Genomic DNA, 16,698 nt, shown 5'->3' on the forward strand with positions numbered 1-16,698 from the left:
AGTAGTTTATCTTATTTATATCTCAGCATATACAGATCAAAAGAATTGCCAGCTTCAGCAGATATTCTTTTATTGGAGAGCTATACTGTAAAGTTCAGTCAATAATTTTTCAAATATAAAAAATAAATACTGAAATAGATCTTAATGCTTAATCGATAAAGTAACCATTAACAACTGCACAAACAAGAAATACAGAGTGACATTCATCAGCAAATTTCACATCAAAATTTATATGATTTATTTTTTCAGCTGACATTTCACCCTAAAATAAACTAAAAATCAAACTTTCACCACTTAAATCAAAAAATTCTTAATAATAATTTAAAAATACTGAATATTACATAAAACAACAAACGCTAAAGATTTATATCATATTCAAAAATTATATTAAAATTAACATAATTTATACCTTTATATCATAAAACAAAGGAAAATTAAATAATATAACTATTAAATATTTATCAATATGAAAACTTTAAGAATTTTCTTGAATACTACAATCCTATGCGGAACACTATTTTTCTATCAAAATGCAGAGGCGCAAAAAATCAATCAAAAAACTACTATTATTGCTGTTAACGGGACATCTCCTTTACACGATTGGGAAATGAATTCTTCAGCTGCCACTTTTACAGGAACCGTGAACGGAAACAGCATTTCCAACGCCACCTTTACCATGCCGGTAAAAAACCTGAAAAGTAAAAAAGGAACCACTATGGATAATAAGGCATATGAAGCTTTAAAAGCGGCACAACATCCTACTATTTCTTTTACTGCCTCATCCATCAATATTGGTAAAAGCAATGTGACCGGAAAACTGACGATTGCAGGAGTTTCCAGAAACGTTTCTTTTCCTGTAAACGTTGCGAAAAACGAAAACACTTACACCATCTACGGAACCGAGACAGTAAAACTTTCAGATTATGGAATGAGCAGACCCGGATTTATGGGCATCAAAACAGGTGACGAGGTGACCATAAAAGTAAGCATCGTAGCACAGTAAAATTAAAAGAACATTAAAAATCCAAGCATTATGAAAACCAACTACATAAAAACAGCACTACTAGGAACCGTTTTATTGGCGGGCGCTGCACAGGCTCAACAATTTCCACTTGATAATCTTAAACCAAGAGATCAGAGAGGTATTAATATTTTTGAAAATCCTAAAGATTCTGTAACCACTTTTGAAAAACTCAAAGTAAGAATCGGCGGTGCATTTGCACTACAATTTCAGGGACTTAAGCATGAAAGTGGCGCAGACCAATCCATAGCAGCTACCCAGCTTTACGATATCGGGAACAACTTTAACCTTCCTACAGCCAACCTTGATATTGATGTGGCATTATATGATGGTATCAACTTACACTTAAGAACATTCTTATCTTCCCGTCACCACAACGAAACGTATGTAAAAGGAGGTTATATCCAGATTGACAAGCTTGATTTTATCCAAAAAGATTTTTTGAGTGACTTTATGAAACACTCAACCATTAAATTCGGTCATGATGAGATCAACTATGGTGACGTGCATTTCAGAAGAAGCGACAATGCTTACACCACACAAAACCCATTTGTAGGAAATTATCTGATGGACGCTTATGCAACAATGATCTTTGCAGAATACTACTACCGCAGAGATGGCTTCATAGGAATGGGAGGTATTACCAACGGAAGGCTTAACCAGAATGCCAACGGCGGAACAAGCCCTTCTTTATATGGTAAAATAGGTTACGACAAGCAACTGAACAGTGACCTAAGAGTACGTATTACAGGATCCGTTTATAATACAGCCAATACTCAGAGACTAGATTTTTATGATGGTGACAGAGCCGGATCAAGATACTATTACGTCATGGAAAATGCAGCCGCTACTTCTTCTGCTAACTTCAGATCAGGACAGATAGTGCCGGACTTTAAAAATAAAGTTACTTCTTTCATGATCAACCCGTTTGTGAGATATAAAGGTCTTGAATTCTTCGGAACTTTTGAAAATGCTTCAGGAAGAAATCTGGCAGAAGTCGACAGAAGAACTTGGAACCAGTATGCAGCAGAGTTGATTTACCGATTCGGAAATGATGACAATCTTTATTTCGGCGGAAGATACAACAAAGTAAAAGGCGAGCTGGCGACAGGAAATAAAGTTGACATCACCCGTTACAATATCGGAGGAGGATGGTTTATGACAAAAAATATTCTTGCAAAAGCAGAATATGTGAATCAGAAATACGACGGATACCCTACTTCAAGCATCCTGTATGACGGCAAATTCAACGGATTTGTTCTGGAAGCAGCCATTTCTTTCTAAATGAAAACCCAACGCAAAAGTTTTATCTAAACTTTTTAAAAACAACCTGAATTATGAAAGCTTTTTTAACTGCTGTTCCGCTTCTGATAGGAATGTTCATGAATGCTCAGGAAAACTACATTCAGATTAACGGGAGTACCAATATCAATACTTTTAAATGTACCAATAACACATTCAGAAATCCGGGAGGAAACTTTATGATCAGCGAAAAGAATCTTCCCAACATTGCCTTAAAAGTAGATGATTTTGACTGCCGCAACAGAATGATGACTTCAGATTTCCAAAAAACCCTTTCAGCAGAAGAGCATCCTTATCTTACCATAAAATTTCTTTCTTTAGACAAAGGCAAAGCAGTGTATAATGCACAGATAGAAGTAAAAATGATCAACAGAAGCAAAATATACAACATTACCTTCTGTCTTGAGAACGGAAAATTTACAGGCAAAAGAAGTGTAAAATTCAGTGATTTCAATATCATACCTCCGAAAAGAATGGGCGGGATGATCGTTGTGAAAGATGACCTTAATCTGGTATTCGCACTTTCAGCAAACACACAGTAATATAAAAATTCATATTAGATCGCACAAGAAAATGCTTAGAGATTGATGAAGCCTGCAGTGGAATTCTACTGCAGGCTTTTGGTGGCTTATACAATACTGTTTTGTTTTAAACTGAAAACAAAATTATCAGGAAAACCTTCATCTTTTCTATCCTCTTCCAGAACAAAGCCGTGACGCAGAAGAAGTTTTTTAGAATTTTCATTAAACCTGTTGGTAAAAGCGACGATTTCACGCAGATCCAACTCATTAAATCCAAAATCGATTACAGCTTTCAAAGCTTCAGACATGAAACCTTTGCCATGATAATCCGGCAGCATTTCATAGCCGACTTCTGCAGTTTTCCGGTCTTCAGAAAAATTCCAGAGACAGATTGTTCCGATGAGTTCAGGTTGACTTTTTAGAGAAATTCCCCAATAATACGTCTGATTATTTTTAGTTCTTTCTTTAATGGTTAGGATAAACTGCAGAGCATAATAATTATTTTTGGGAGAATTCCTTTTCACAAAACGATTAATCACTTCATTGCTTCTGATCTTTAAAATATCTTCAACGTGGTTTTCATTGATTTCTTTTAATTGCAATCTTTCGGTTTCCAGTTTCATATCTCAAATTTAATAATCTTTGATTAATAGATATTTTCAAATTCTCAAATTAACTCATTTTCAGATTAAATTCACATTTTCTCACTAAATTTGCCATGTGTTTATAAATAAAGAAGATTTAAATGAATTAGAGTTTCCGCAATTGCTCGCGGAAATCTCACCTTTTGCCTATTCTCCGAAAACAAGAGAAAAAATTCTTCAGCTTCGTCCGATGGAAATTGACGAGGCAGAGCTTTCCCTAAAAAAAACATCCGAATATCTTTCGAGTTTTGAAAGTTCAAATGCGATTCCGTTTGATGAATATGAAGATATCGAAAGCGAACTGAAACTGATGCTGATCGAAAATTACCGTCTGGAAAACAATGCTTTCATCAAAATAAAAACCCTCACAGAACAGATCGGAAAACTGCAGAAGTTTTTCCCTACCATGCCGGAAACCTTTCCTACTTTGATTCAGGATGTTTCGGTACTGGAATTTAAAAAGGAAATTATTGATAAGGTAGATAAGGTTTTTAACCGCTTCGGAGAAGTGAAAAGTGAGGCTTCCCCGGTTTTAAAAGAATTGAGAGCGGAAATCCAGATGGCGAAGAAAGCCATTCAGGAAAATTTCAACCGGGCTTTATTTAATTACGGCCAGAGTGAATTTTTAGATGATATTCGTGAAACGATTATTGATGATCAGAGAGTTTTGGCGGTAAAATCAGGGTTTAAGAAAAGAGTTCCGGGAAGAGTGCTCGGATTATCCAAAACAGGTTCCATTACGTATATTCAGCCGGATTCTGTGGTGAAGCATTATTTTAAGCTTAAAGAAAATGAAGAGGAAGAGAAGAAGGAGATTGATAAAATCCTGCGAAAGCTGACCGCTGAACTTGCGGAATTCCAACCTCAGCTATGGAGATATCAAAAGTATATTTTCGATCTTGATTTAACGAGAGCCAAGGCAAAATTTGCAGAACTCATCAACGGAATTTTACCGAAAATCAACCGCCATAAAACGTTAAAATTAAGAGAAGCCTTCCATCCTTTATTGTTTTTGAGAAATAAAGCGGAGAATAAAACTATTTATCCTCAAACGCTCAGCTTAACGGATCATAACAGAATTATCTGTATTTCAGGGCCGAATGCGGGAGGAAAATCTATTACACTGAAAACAGTAGGATTGCTTCAACTGATGATCCAGAGCGGAATTTTGGTACCAACCCATCCGAAATCCGAAATGTTTTTCTTTGATAAGATCATGACAGATATCGGTGACAACCAGTCTATTGAAAATCATCTTTCGACATATTCGTCAAGGCTGAAGAAAATGGGTGGAATTATCCGTGAAGCCGATGCCAATACGCTTTTACTGATTGATGAGTTTGGTACAGGTTCAGATCCTGAGCTGGGTGGTGCTTTGGCAGAAAGCTTCCTTGAATTTTTCTACGATAAAAAAAGTTTTGCGATCATTACCACGCATTACACCAACATTAAGCTGGTGGTAGAACAGCTTCCGAATGCACAAAATGCAGCCATGCTTTTTAATGAAGAAACGCTGGAACCGATGTATAAGCTGGAAGTCGGACAGGCAGGAAGTTCATTTACTTTTGAAGTTGCAGAGAAAAATAAAATTCCGAGATTTATCATTCATTCTGCTAAGAAAAAAGTGGAACACGATATCGTAAATCTTGATAAAACGATTGTAAAACTTCAGCAGGAAAAATATGAAGTTGAAAAACTGAAAACCGATCTTGCCGAGAGGAAAGAATCTGTAGAAGACAAACGCGACAACCTTCAGAAACTGAACGAACAACTTCAGCAAAAACTATATAATTTTCAGAAATTATATGAAGAAGAACATCGCAAACTGCAGTTCGGGAATAAAATTGAAACATTTATCGACAGCTATATAAAAGGAAAATCCAGGAAAGATGTGGTGAAAGATTTTGTGAAGATTCTCGAACAGGAAAAGTTCAGGAAAATCGGGGCAGACAAAGACGAAAGCAAGCGCCTTCAGGTAGTCAAACGAAAAATAACCCAGCAACTAAAAAAGGAGGAAACGATCGAAAAGATTGCCGAAACCAACGAAAAGCTGGAAGAAAAACGTAAAACCGACCGCGCGTTGTGGATGAAAGTCGGGCAACGTGTCCGTATCACAGGAAGTACCAGTGTGGGAACCATTGAAAAGATTTCCAGAAATAAGGTGATTGTGAACTACGGAACATTCAAGACGACGATTGATGCCGATGAACTGGAGAGAATTTAAATACAATACAGAGTGTCTTACCGGCACTCTTTTATTTTTCTTTTTAACATTTGAAACATGATCAAAAACTTTAAAATTCTTTGGATGTTTTACTTAAAATTGTTGATTCCTGCTATTCTATTTTCTCTTTTAATGGATTTACGATTTGGATTTACAGCCAATGGTTTTGGATTGTGTTTTCTGGTATTTCTGCCCTCACTTCATTTTTTAATTTATGAATTAAGGGTAAAAGATGAATATTATTTTTACGCCAATTTTGGTTTTTCAAGGGCATTTCTTTGGGTCACAACTATTGCATTAAGCATTTTTATCAACATTCTTACAAAGTTTTTATGAGTACATTACATGTTGACAGTGTGACAAAGTCTTTTGCTGACAAGAAAATTTTAAGGGACATTTGTATTAGCTGCAAAACAGGAAAAATTATCGGACTATTAGGCAGAAACGGAACAGGAAAATCAACTTTGCTGAAGATTATCTCCGGAACATTAAAAGGCGAAACACAGTTCATTCGGGTTGATGATAAAATTCTGCAAAACCAATTTGACAGAAAAAGCAGAATCGCTTATTTACCTCAATGCTTTTTTCTTCCTAAGGATGTGAAGATTAAAAATCTGATCCCGCTTTTTTGTGATAAGAAAAATTCCGAAAAACTTTTTGAGTCAGACCTCATCAAATCTTTTTTGAATGAAACTTCCAGAAATCTTTCCGGTGGCGAAAGAAAAATCGTTGAAGCGTTGTTAATTATTCATTCCGATTCAAAATTTATTTTGCTGGATGAACCTTTTAACGGACTTTCTCCCAAACTCATAACCGAAATGCAAAAGATCATCAAAGAGCAATCTGAACAAAAAGGCTTTATTATTTCAGATCATCATTATATGGAAGTTTTAGATATTTCGGACGAAATTTATCTTCTTTCCAATACGCATTTAAAGCAAATTAAAGATTTCAAAGAATTGCAGTATTATAATTATCTTTCAAAAAGCATTTAATTTATATATTTGAACTGTCAAAAAAATTTCATGATGATTTCCGTAAAAAAAACATTGTATTTATCCGTTTTCAGTTTTCTTTTTATGGCTTTTGCCAAAGGGCAGAACAAAGTTCCTTTCGGTGTCGTAAAGGCTGAAGAAGGATATGCCATGGTGCGTGTCCATAAAGATGACTACCGGAAAATTATTGATAAAATCCGCATGAAAACCGGTGATGTTTTTATTTACGTAAAACCTGCTCCCGGCGAAACCGAATGGATCTGGATTAAGTACCCTGAAAAAGATGATACCGACAAACCATTTGTACGATACGACAGCATTACAAAAGAAGGAATGGTGAATAAAAATCGTGTGGTTTTCGTGGATAAACTGCCACAATTCACCCCTTCCAAATCGAAAAACGGTAAATCGCTGATCTTTACAGATGATACCAATCCTAAAATTCCGGGAAATCAGAGAACGAAAGTCATTATTGACGTCTACCCTTCTTATGCGAAGATCAAAAAACAGGAAAAAGATGTTAACGGAAACATCACTAAAGTTGATAAAGTAAAAGCCTGGGGAGTCGGCAAAGAAATTCCTGAAGGAATGACAGAAATAAAGTCAGTAAGGGTTCAGCAGCCGGGAAGAGGTTCTGTATTTGTACGGGATGCTATCAAAAATATGTTCCAGCCGACGATGGATTTCAACAATGTGGGCGTAACAGCAATAGATAACGATCATATTTTTCTCTATATGATCAACGGTTCCGGCGAAAACAGGTATACCACGATCTGGACCATCAAACAGGGGAAAGTTCAAAGCCAGATCATTTACAAAAATCCTGAATAATTCACCAATAATCACTATTTTTGCTGCCGAAAAGAATTTGCTTTTGGCTAAAAAACTTATGCTTAATCTTTTCAGGAAATTGGTTTTGCTTAACTGCAGATTAAAAGGGAATCGTGTGAAAATCACGAACTGTCGCGCAACTGTAAGTAACTGAAGTCTTTATTAAAAAATCCACTGTACAGATACGGGAAGGAAATAAAGATGTTACAAGTCAGGAGACCTGCCTTTTTCTTCACAATAAAAACTTTCGCGATTTGAAGTTTGTTGATCTAATGGATGTTCAGAGATTTTCTTCTCTGTTGTTTTCTGTTGTTCCGAAACATTTCATTTCGCTTTAATTAATAATGAAATATGACTACAGAAGAAAGAATTAAAGCATCAGAAACCAGAATTTTTAAAGCCGTTTTCCCCAATACCACCAATCATTACGATACACTTTTCGGAGGTACTGCCATGCAGCTCATGGATGAGGTTGCGTTCATTGCAGCCACAAGATTTGCAAGAAAACGTGTTGTAACCGTAAGCAGCGATAAAATTGATTTTAAAAGATCCATTCCAGCCGGAACTATCGTAGAACTGATTGGAAAGGTCGTTCATGTAGGAAATACAAGTATGAAAGTAAATGTGGAAATCTATACTGAGCAAATGTATTCGTATGAAAGGGAAAGAGCTATCGTGGGAGATTTTACTTTTGTAGCGATTGATGAATTTAAAAAACCAATTCAAATACTATAAGAGGTTCGGCGGCCTTTGGCCGCCGAACCTCTTTTTATCACACTGATTTAAAATTTACTTCAATACCTTTTCAGTTTCCAGATTTTTAAGTAAGAGTAATTGAAACGCCTCTCCCAATTCATCAGATGCTCTGCTGATCGCATTCTCTAACATATTCCTGATTTGTTTTTCGGTAACCCCAGCTTCCGTCCAGCTTTTTCCAGAAGTATGAGAATTCAGGATAAAAGGCATGATCCGGTCGATCGCGCAGGCAAAAATAGCATCCGGCGTTTGCTCTTCTTCAAATTCCAGCCAAAGATTGAAAAATTCGGATCTTAGCGGCTCGTCTAAAATCCCGAAAACCTTTTGAGCAGCAATCTTTTCTCTTTCAAATTTCCCAACCATTGCCGCTTCATCAAATAAAAAGGTATCTCCGGCTTCAATTTCTACCAGGTCATGAATAGAAAGCATTCTGATAACCCTCAGCAAATCGATATCTGCCCTGTTTTTAGCATAAGGAAAGAGAATCTGTGCAAGGATGATAATCTGCCATGAATGCTCTGCGGTATTTTCCCTTCTGGAATCATCGGCATTAAAGTTTCTTCTCTGTACATTTTTCAGGGCATCTACGGCCAGAATAAAATCGATCTCTTTTTGAATCTTCATTATTAATTTTCTTTATAATATTCGTTTATCGGATAGGTTTTAGCATTCGTAATCCATTTATCATCAATAAATTCCTTTTTTGTAACCTTTACTTTTTCTCCGCCTGTTGCATCTTCTTCGAGTTCATAGACTTTAAAAAGTCCTCTTTGTGGTAAAACAGTATATTCGGTTGTTAAATGCCAGCAGCAGCCTGATTTTGAATAGGTAATCAATCTTTTTCTTTCAGAATCTGTATTAAACATTCTCAGATTTTCATGGGCGAGTGCTGTTAATTCATCACTAATCACAAATTGTTTTCTTGTAATATTGTAAACATAAACATCATAAGACGGACCTCCGTAGCCACTTTCATTTCCGTTTCTGATGGCAAGATCTTCCGTTCCGTCGAAATTAAAATCATCAAAAATCAGCGGACTTTGCTCATTGTATAACTGGATGACGTTTACAGTTGGCTTCTCGTTTTCATTTAGATAAAAATTAAGATCAGCGGACTTCAGCGTCTGAAAAAATTTTGATGTTTTCTTATCATACAAGTCTATTGTTGCTTTGCCCCGACATTCTTCTTTACTGCATGTTTCAACATTTATTTTAACATTATAGTTAGCAGATCCGTCACTGATCTGAAATTGATGCTGGGCCGGAATACTGATAAAGGGAAATAGGAACAGTAATAAAAATTTTGACCGTATCATATGTGCATTTTAGTTTTAAAAACAATTTCTTCAATTTATTACAAAAATAACAGTTTTGATTTGAAACTCATTCTATAATTTGATGATGATTTCCAATAAAAACCATTCAGAATTCAAAAAAACGATTCAATTTAAAGAAATTATTACATGACAAAAATTTTACAATAAAAATAATATAATTGATTATCAATAACTTAAGTAATTCAATAAAATAATTTTACTACTTTGTATTGCATAATACCATTTTAATTACATATCTTTGTAATGTAAAATCGAAATAGGATCGTCTAGCTAGGGTCCGGATTTCGAAATTGATATAACTAATTAACAAAACTTATTAAAGATGAATACTGAAAATACCAAAGCGCAAATGCGAAAAGGGATTCTGGAATTCTGTATTTTAAGTCTCATCAATCATCGCGAAATGTATGTTTCCGATTTAATCGATGAGCTGAAAAAAGGAAAACTGGATGTAGTGGAAGGAACACTCTACCCTCTTTTAACAAGATTAAAAAACGGCGAGTTTCTTTCGTACCGATGGGAAGAATCTACAGGAGGCCCCCCAAGAAAATACTACCAGATCACTGAAAAAGGTAAACTGTTTTTAGATGAACTTCAGAATACCTGGAACGAATTAACAAATTCAGTCAACCAAATCACTCAAAAACCTTAAAAAAACAAAGCTATGAACAAAACACTCTCAATAGGACTCGCAGGTTTTTCTTTCACTATAGAAGAACACGCATATATAAAGCTAAGCGATTATCTGAACGCACTGAGAAGCTCTCTGGATGCTTCTGAAGCAGACGAGGTAATGCACGATATAGAAATCAGAATGGTAGAAATCTTTAAAGACTCTATGGCAAAACGTGAAGTAATCAACGATTCTGATGTAGAAAGAGTAATCGCACAGATCGGAAGCCCTGAAAAAATAGAAGAACAGGAAGAAGCGTATTATTCTGAAAAGAACACCAAAAAAACAGGTAATGCAGGAACTGAATATTCTGATAAAAAACAGTTGTTCCGTGACCCTGAAAGACAGAAAATCGCAGGGGTTTGTGCAGGTCTTGCTCATTACGTAGGCATGGACATTACTGCAATGAGAGCTATCTGGTTAGGAATCTTCATCTTAGGAATTTTTACAGCAGCCGTATCATCAACTCTGGTTTTCTTACTTTATGTGATCCTTTGGGCGGTATTACCAAAAGCAGAAACTGCAGCAGATTTCCTGAAAATGAAGGGAAAGCCTATGAACTTCGACAATCTTAAGAATGAGTCTAACAAATTGGTACAGTTTGCCAACGAATCTACTCAGAGGGTCGGAGAAATCTATATCGAAAACAAACCTTACATCAACAACGCAGGAAGCGGATTGTGGAATGTTGTACGATATATCTTAGGAGGAATCTTCGCATTTATGTCTTTATCATGCCTGATCGGTGTATTCGTAGTATTCGGTTTCATGGGAGCAGACAGCGACTTCCCTCCTGTGAGCGAAATGAATTTCTATTTCGATAACGACAATATGAAATATGTTATCATGGCACTGATCACTTTAGGAAGTTTATTGCCTGCCATGTTATTCGGATTATTAAGTATTAAATTAATTTCGCCTAAAACAAAATTAAGAAACACAGGCTGGGTAATCGGAGCATTATTCCTTGCATTAATCTCTTTGGGTGCTTATTTCGGATTCAGCATGGCTAAAAAGGAAATGTTCCTGAAAGGCCACAAAGAAGATACTGAGGAAGTTTCTATCAACACCAATTCAGACAGTATTTATATTGATTACAAGCAGGTTACCATTCCTCAAAACTTTAAAGGATATGACGATGATATTTATTCTGATAAAATCTCGGTATATGAGAAAGATTGGATTCACATGGATGTAACAAGAAAAGCTGACATTAAAACTCCTTATCTCATCATTAAAAAAGAAGCCAAAGGATATAATCTTCCGTTGAATGTAAATGTTCCTGTAGAAGTGGTTAATAATAAAATTATTCTTCCAAACTACATTAAATATCCTTATGAACACAGATTCAGAGATTACAGCATCGATTACGAATTGGTACTTCCTTTAAAAACAGTGGTTATTCCTGTAAAAAATGACGGAATCAGTTTCGACGGAGATCTGAATGCAGACGGAATCAACGACAGTGACCAGGAAAGAGACGAAGATGGAAAAATCAAAATCGAAAAAAATAAAATCACAGTAAACGGATCTACTATAGAATACAATTCTGATGATGAAGACAGCATTATTGTAAACGGAAAAAAAGTTCCGAGCAACCAGGCAGATAAAGTAATTGATTCTATGAAACACAGCATCAAAAAGATGAAGGGAGCCAATATCGACTTCAAAGTAGACGAAGGTAAAAACGAAATTTCCATACAAACTAAATAACTAAACTGCAGAGAGTGGCAGAAGGTGTGAATGAATAACACAACCGTTTGAAATTCACATCCTTCTTCTCTCACAAAGAATTAAAAAAATTAAAATTTAGTTCCCTATGTAAATAAAATACTTTACATTTGTGTAATAAAAAAGTAACCAAGAACACCAAAAAAATATTAAATTATCATGATACAACTGGCATTAGAAATTGTAATGAAAATCGTAGATTTAATCAGCGGTTTGTTTTAAGAGCGATAATATTTCAATATATTTGTAAAAGTATAACCACTTTGGTTATACTTTTTTGTTTTTAATTAAGATGATATGAAAAAGCTTCTGGGCAAAATAATATTAAAATTAATGGGATGGAAAGTTGTTTTGCAGGGCGATGCGAACAATCTTAACAGATGTATTCTGGTGGTGGCACCTCATACCCACAACATGGAATATATCTTGGGAAATCTAGCCTACTGGTCTCTGAATAAGCCATTAAAAATAATCATCAAAGACGCGCACACCAAAGCATGGTACGGCGGCTTGGTAAAAGCTCTTGGCGGGATTGGGATCGACAGAAGTCAGAAGAATGACCTGGTAAATTTCGTAGCAAAACAATTCGCAAAAGATGATTTCAGTCTCGTTATCACTCCTGAAGGAACAAGAAGCTGGGTTCCAAAATGGAGAAAAGGTTTTTATCATATGGCGCTGGCAGCAAAAGTTCCTATTGTTCTTGCTGCAGGAGATTTTAAAAGAAAAATAGTTTACCTCGGTTACACCATTCCCTACGAAAGAATAGAAACAGCTTCCTTCACTGATATCATGACCGAAATTCAGGAATATTACATCAAAAATGATATTGTGCCGAAAGTTCCCGGAAACTGGAACCCTAATATTATGGGAAATGATGTAGCAGTTAGCAGTTAGCAGTTAGCAGTTAGCAGTTAGCAGTTAGCAGTTAGCAGTTAGCAGTTAGCAGTTAGCAGTTAGCAGTTAGCAAAATTATTTTTTTTGTTATTCATAATTGTAACTCATAACAATCATTCATCAATCATCACTTATACTAATATGTACATTAAAGATAAAACGAAGGAAGAAATATTAGAATTCATCAACAATTGGGGCGAAGAAACATTTGCAAAAACCCTTGAGATAAAATTTATCGATATTGATGTTGAAAATGAAACATTAAAAGCAACAATGCCGGTTTTACCGAGAATTCATCAGCCTTTCGGGATTATGCACGGGGGAGCAAGCTGCGTTCTGGCAGAGACCATGGGTTCCAGCCTGTCGAATATCTTTATTGATGGTGAAAAATATTTCGGAGTCGGAACAAATATCAATACCAATCATTTAAGAAGCAAAAAAGACGGATTGGTAACCGCGGTGGCAAGGTTTATCCGAAAAGGAAAAACAATGCACGTTTCCGAAATTGAGATCAGGGATGAGAAAGAACAGCTGATAAGCCATACAACCATGACCAATACGATTATCAAAAGATAAATACAGAAGCTCAAAAAAATTGAGCTTTTTTTATTTTTTTACTGCAACCTTTTCAGGATAGTGCATCTTAGTAATAGAAACTTAAAAACAATTTTCTATGAAAAAACTATTTTTACCCTTTTTTGTATCTATTCTATCGATACTGAATTCCTGTAGTAACACTGGAACCGTTAATGATGAAACAGCAGGTACGATTCCACAGTCTTACGACGTTTATATTGCAGGAAGAGAAAACAGCAAAGCCTGCTATTGGAAAAACAATGTAAAAACCGACCTTACCGGAGGAGACAATTTATCACCTTTGGAAATCAAGGTGGAAAACAGCAATGTCTATGTAACGGGAAGTATCGGAATGACGCCGACATCGTTTAAATCCATACATTATTTCTGGAAAAATAATACTAAGAACGAGATTAAGCAGTATTTGGGAATTCCCTCTACGGCACAGAATGATATTACTGCGTTTGCAGTTAATAATGGAGATATTTATTTTGCAGGATATGTTGAAAATCTAATACCAGCCACTCCAACTCAGAGATACGAGCTTTGTTATTGGAAAAACGGTGTAAAGACTATACTTCACAAAAGTCAATACATCGATTCTGCTGAAGGAGTTTTCATCAACGGATCAGATATTTATGTATCGGCTCTTATTGTTGACAATAATCAAAATACCGACCGGGGATATTTTAAAAATACGACTTTCAATTCGTTAGGAAATCCTAATTATGTATTCAACTTTGCTAAAAATAATAACGGATTGCACATTCTTTTCCAGAAGAATGCAAAATATTACTCCAAAAATGTGTTGTCAAATACAGAAACACTGATTGGAGATTACACAATAAGCTTACCTTTCTATGGAAAGATTATTTCTGATCCGCAAACCAACGACCTTTACACAACCTATTACAACCAGGGGAACGAATACTTTAAAAACAACAGTATCGTCAGTACAGGTTTTTCTTCTTTAACTTCTATCCAGGATTTATTTGTTTTCAACAATAATGTATTTATGATAAAATATAGCACCCCAAATAATACGTATCTTGGTAAAGTATTTATCAATGGCGTGGAAGCACAAAGTATAAGCGGTACACAAAACGGAACTGTAAACTACACCTCAACATTTAATTCCATTTATGTTGTAGAAAACTAAAAAAACTATGTCTAAAATAAAGCCGGACTGGAACAAAATTTATTCAGGTTTATCCCCAAAACTTTTGGGGATTTGCCGCAGATATATACAGGATATTTATACTGCTGAGGATATTGTGCAGGATAGTTTCATCACGGCAATTCAAAAAAATCATCAGCTGAATGATGAAAAAGCACTGTTTGCATGGCTCAAAAAAATTGTCGTCAACAATGCTTTGCAGCATATCCGTAAACATAGCAAAGATACATTTGTCCCTACAGAACCATCAGAAATTCCAGATACCTATACAGAAATGGATCATCCTAATTGGGAAGAAAAAAATATCTTCATTTACGATTTCACCAATGAAGAACTTCTGTCGTCCATCGACAATCTTCCGCCCCATCATAAATCTGTTTTCAATTTATATTTTATTGAAAATCATACACATGCTGAAATTTCCGGACTATTGGGAATTACAGTAAACACCTCAAAATCTCATCTCCTGAGAGCAAAAAAATCGGTTCAGAACTACTTATTAAATAATTTTGTCAATCAAAATACGCCGAAAAATAAAATAGCACAACTGCTCGTTATTTTCGGGCTTGGCGGGTTACTTTGGGCACAAACATTTCAAAGCAAATTTGCCGAGTTTAAAATATCTCCTTCTAAAAAATTACAGATTCCTTCAGATATAAAAACTGGCAGCGTATTGATCCTATCCACCAACAAATCTTTAAAAAATAAAATAGTGATCGGAGTTACTTTTCTGATCATTATCATAACTTCACTGTTTTTGATCAATCATCAGAATAATTTATCTGTAAAAAATCCTTTATCCACATCATCCGTAGAAATGAAGAGTCAGGAAAATATAACAGGAACTCCAATAGGAAAGACAGCCGGAAAAACAGATCAGAAAACAACCGTTTCTTTGCCAAATCATAATACAGAAAATAAACTTACGATGAATGAAGATAAAAAGATCTTGGCTACACAACAGAAAACAGATGAGCAGAAAAGCATTGCCACAAAAAAGAACAGTAAAAAAATAATGATTAAAGATTCTCTCAATGAAACATCTCAAAAAGTCATTGTAGTGAAAAAAATCGTCAGAAGAGATACGATATTTATAGAAAGATAAATTTGTCAGACATGATTTTAAGAAAAATATTTTTTCTTTTTTTTATATTATTCATAAGTTTTTCCCTGGCTCAGAGGCGGAAAAAAGTAGACACTGTATATGTCTATGAAAATGTTGTTGTCTATGACACTGTTTATCTGATGAAACCTGTACATTTCAAATTTAATGATCTGATCTTTCAGTCACCGAAAATAGAAGAAAAATTTTTCGTCCGGAATATTTTTAAAGAAGAACTTGAAAAGCAAAGAGCAAAAAACAGAATCAGGAGACAGAAAATCAACACTTTTGAATACGGCATTGAAGCAGGAATTGGCTTGAAATATAGTGACTGGGCTAAAGCTGTTTCATCAGATAAACCCCAGTTTGGAGAAAATCTGGGCATCTGGATTTCCAAAAATATACTTACCCGGACATCTATATTGTTTTCAGCGAACGTTTACCATTGGAATTCAACCATTGATATTGATGCTAATAAAGACGACAGCATTCTGAACGGATTTTATTTTACCGAAGATCATCAACCGTTGCTTTTTCAAAGATTTAACAATAAACATTTCGACTACACGCTACATCTCAAATTGCTATATGAATGGAAAAACCTGCGTCCATTTGCAGGAATTCTCGTTAATCACAATACTTATAAAATGCAGTTTCTGGTTCCTGAAAATAATGTTCTGACAAAAATGGATGACTTTAAAAGTACTCAGACCCGCTTTGGATTTTCATTTGGACTTCAGTATAGATTTTTTAGAAATTTCCTTTTATCTTTAGAATATCAGCAATATGATATGAAGAATATTTCCTTAAAAAACAGCTCATTTGATTTTGACATTTTTCAGACGAATAATACCTTTGTAGAAAGAAAAATCAACTTTGGAATTTCCTATATTATTTCCGGACGCTGATCTTTG

The 16,698-nt window shown here is 35.1% G+C and carries 17 protein-coding genes and 1 riboswitch; of the genes, 14 read left to right on the forward strand and 3 right to left on the reverse strand.

What is annotated here, in order from left to right; translation table 11 throughout:
- Positions 1-466: 466 nt before the first annotated feature.
- The 3 genes from ACWNCI_RS09660 to ACWNCI_RS09670 are packed head-to-tail and all read left to right on the forward strand — an operon-like array spanning position 467 to position 2,865.
- Positions 467-1,003, forward strand: a complete 537-nt coding sequence (locus ACWNCI_RS09660) for a YceI family protein (RefSeq protein ID WP_449388132.1) — start codon at positions 467-469, stop codon at positions 1,001-1,003.
- 30 nt (positions 1,004-1,033) lie between these two features.
- Positions 1,034-2,305 carry a hypothetical protein gene (locus ACWNCI_RS09665; protein WP_449388133.1) on the forward strand — a complete coding sequence of 424 codons (1,272 nt, stop codon included), beginning with the start codon at positions 1,034-1,036 and terminating at the stop codon, positions 2,303-2,305.
- Positions 2,306-2,358: 53 nt separating this feature from the next.
- Positions 2,359-2,865: a hypothetical protein gene (locus ACWNCI_RS09670; protein ID WP_346984516.1), complete on the forward strand. Its 507-nt coding sequence runs from the start codon at positions 2,359-2,361 to the stop codon at positions 2,863-2,865.
- Between the two features lie 86 nt (positions 2,866-2,951).
- Here the strand turns inward: ACWNCI_RS09670 and ACWNCI_RS09675 are convergent, their stop codons facing one another.
- Positions 2,952-3,467 (reverse strand): GNAT family N-acetyltransferase, encoded by a 516-nt coding sequence (locus tag ACWNCI_RS09675; RefSeq protein WP_449388134.1) that lies wholly within the window; start codon positions 3,465-3,467, stop codon positions 2,952-2,954.
- A gap of 97 nt (positions 3,468-3,564) precedes the next feature.
- On the opposite strand from ACWNCI_RS09675, the gene ACWNCI_RS09680 reads away from it, so the two are divergent.
- From ACWNCI_RS09680 to ACWNCI_RS09695, 4 genes are all read left to right on the forward strand, one after another.
- Complete coding sequence (locus ACWNCI_RS09680; RefSeq protein WP_449388135.1) at positions 3,565-5,712, forward strand: endonuclease MutS2; 2,148 nt, start codon at positions 3,565-3,567, stop codon at positions 5,710-5,712.
- Positions 5,713-6,044: 332 nt separating this feature from the next.
- Positions 6,045-6,707, forward strand: coding sequence for an ATP-binding cassette domain-containing protein (locus ACWNCI_RS09685; protein ID WP_449388136.1), 663 nt, complete (start codon positions 6,045-6,047; stop codon positions 6,705-6,707).
- A 30-nt stretch (positions 6,708-6,737) separates the two neighbouring features.
- Entirely contained in the window at positions 6,738-7,538 is an 801-nt protein-coding gene (locus ACWNCI_RS09690) for a hypothetical protein (protein ID WP_449388137.1), read from the forward strand.
- Between the two features lie 63 nt (positions 7,539-7,601).
- Positions 7,602-7,780: riboswitch (cobalamin riboswitch) on the forward strand.
- Positions 7,781-7,889: 109 nt separating this feature from the next.
- The gene (locus ACWNCI_RS09695) at positions 7,890-8,273 is read left to right on the forward strand and encodes an acyl-CoA thioesterase (RefSeq protein ID WP_449388138.1); all 384 of its coding nucleotides are present in this window, start codon (positions 7,890-7,892) and stop codon (positions 8,271-8,273) included.
- 54 nt (positions 8,274-8,327) lie between these two features.
- On the opposite strand, the gene ACWNCI_RS09700 is transcribed toward ACWNCI_RS09695, so the two are convergent.
- Positions 8,328-8,918: an HD domain-containing protein gene (locus ACWNCI_RS09700; protein WP_449388139.1), complete on the reverse strand. Its 591-nt coding sequence runs from the start codon at positions 8,916-8,918 to the stop codon at positions 8,328-8,330.
- Between the two features lie 2 nt (positions 8,919-8,920).
- Entirely contained in the window at positions 8,921-9,610 is a 690-nt protein-coding gene (locus tag ACWNCI_RS09705; protein ID WP_449388140.1) for an XAC2610-related protein, read from the reverse strand.
- Between the two features lie 343 nt (positions 9,611-9,953).
- Between ACWNCI_RS09705 and ACWNCI_RS09710 the strand changes: the two genes are divergently transcribed.
- From ACWNCI_RS09710 to ACWNCI_RS09740, 7 genes are all read left to right on the forward strand, one after another.
- Positions 9,954-10,283 carry a PadR family transcriptional regulator gene (locus ACWNCI_RS09710; RefSeq protein WP_042722030.1) on the forward strand — a complete coding sequence of 110 codons (330 nt, stop codon included), beginning with the start codon at positions 9,954-9,956 and terminating at the stop codon, positions 10,281-10,283.
- Positions 10,284-10,295: 12 nt separating this feature from the next.
- Positions 10,296-12,017 carry a PspC domain-containing protein gene (locus ACWNCI_RS09715; RefSeq protein ID WP_449388141.1) on the forward strand — a complete coding sequence of 574 codons (1,722 nt, stop codon included), beginning with the start codon at positions 10,296-10,298 and terminating at the stop codon, positions 12,015-12,017.
- Between the two features lie 315 nt (positions 12,018-12,332).
- Positions 12,333-12,929: a 1-acyl-sn-glycerol-3-phosphate acyltransferase gene (locus tag ACWNCI_RS09720; RefSeq protein WP_449388142.1), complete on the forward strand. Its 597-nt coding sequence runs from the start codon at positions 12,333-12,335 to the stop codon at positions 12,927-12,929.
- 147 nt (positions 12,930-13,076) lie between these two features.
- A complete protein-coding gene (locus ACWNCI_RS09725) occupies positions 13,077-13,505 on the forward strand; it encodes a PaaI family thioesterase (protein WP_449389489.1) in 429 nt (142 codons plus the stop codon).
- 97 nt (positions 13,506-13,602) lie between these two features.
- A complete protein-coding gene (locus ACWNCI_RS09730) occupies positions 13,603-14,664 on the forward strand; it encodes a hypothetical protein (RefSeq protein WP_449388143.1) in 1,062 nt (353 codons plus the stop codon).
- A 7-nt stretch (positions 14,665-14,671) separates the two neighbouring features.
- Positions 14,672-15,787 carry an RNA polymerase sigma factor gene (locus ACWNCI_RS09735; protein ID WP_449388144.1) on the forward strand — a complete coding sequence of 372 codons (1,116 nt, stop codon included), beginning with the start codon at positions 14,672-14,674 and terminating at the stop codon, positions 15,785-15,787.
- An 11-nt stretch (positions 15,788-15,798) separates the two neighbouring features.
- On the forward strand, positions 15,799-16,692 hold the full coding sequence (locus ACWNCI_RS09740) for a hypothetical protein (protein WP_449388145.1): 894 nt from the start codon (positions 15,799-15,801) through the stop codon (positions 16,690-16,692).
- Positions 16,693-16,698 lie beyond the last annotated feature (6 nt).

This window comes from Chryseobacterium lineare (genome assembly GCF_977014045.1).

Coding starts and splice junctions, on each gene's coding strand:
- ACWNCI_RS09660 (WP_449388132.1), top strand. CDS start 467: ATGAAAACTTTAAGAATTTTCTTGAATACTACAATCCTATGCGGAACA.
- ACWNCI_RS09665 (WP_449388133.1), top strand. CDS start 1,034: ATGAAAACCAACTACATAAAAACAGCACTACTAGGAACCGTTTTATTG.
- ACWNCI_RS09670 (WP_346984516.1), top strand. CDS start 2,359: ATGAAAGCTTTTTTAACTGCTGTTCCGCTTCTGATAGGAATGTTCATG.
- ACWNCI_RS09675 (WP_449388134.1), bottom strand. CDS start 3,467: ATGAAACTGGAAACCGAAAGATTGCAATTAAAAGAAATCAATGAAAAC.
- ACWNCI_RS09685 (WP_449388136.1), top strand. CDS start 6,045: ATGAGTACATTACATGTTGACAGTGTGACAAAGTCTTTTGCTGACAAG.
- ACWNCI_RS09690 (WP_449388137.1), top strand. CDS start 6,738: ATGATGATTTCCGTAAAAAAAACATTGTATTTATCCGTTTTCAGTTTT.
- ACWNCI_RS09695 (WP_449388138.1), top strand. CDS start 7,890: ATGACTACAGAAGAAAGAATTAAAGCATCAGAAACCAGAATTTTTAAA.
- ACWNCI_RS09700 (WP_449388139.1), bottom strand. CDS start 8,918: ATGAAGATTCAAAAAGAGATCGATTTTATTCTGGCCGTAGATGCCCTG.
- ACWNCI_RS09705 (WP_449388140.1), bottom strand. CDS start 9,610: ATGATACGGTCAAAATTTTTATTACTGTTCCTATTTCCCTTTATCAGT.
- ACWNCI_RS09710 (WP_042722030.1), top strand. CDS start 9,954: ATGAATACTGAAAATACCAAAGCGCAAATGCGAAAAGGGATTCTGGAA.
- ACWNCI_RS09715 (WP_449388141.1), top strand. CDS start 10,296: ATGAACAAAACACTCTCAATAGGACTCGCAGGTTTTTCTTTCACTATA.
- ACWNCI_RS09720 (WP_449388142.1), top strand. CDS start 12,333: ATGAAAAAGCTTCTGGGCAAAATAATATTAAAATTAATGGGATGGAAA.
- ACWNCI_RS09730 (WP_449388143.1), top strand. CDS start 13,603: ATGAAAAAACTATTTTTACCCTTTTTTGTATCTATTCTATCGATACTG.
- ACWNCI_RS09735 (WP_449388144.1), top strand. CDS start 14,672: ATGTCTAAAATAAAGCCGGACTGGAACAAAATTTATTCAGGTTTATCC.
- ACWNCI_RS09740 (WP_449388145.1), top strand. CDS start 15,799: ATGATTTTAAGAAAAATATTTTTTCTTTTTTTTATATTATTCATAAGT.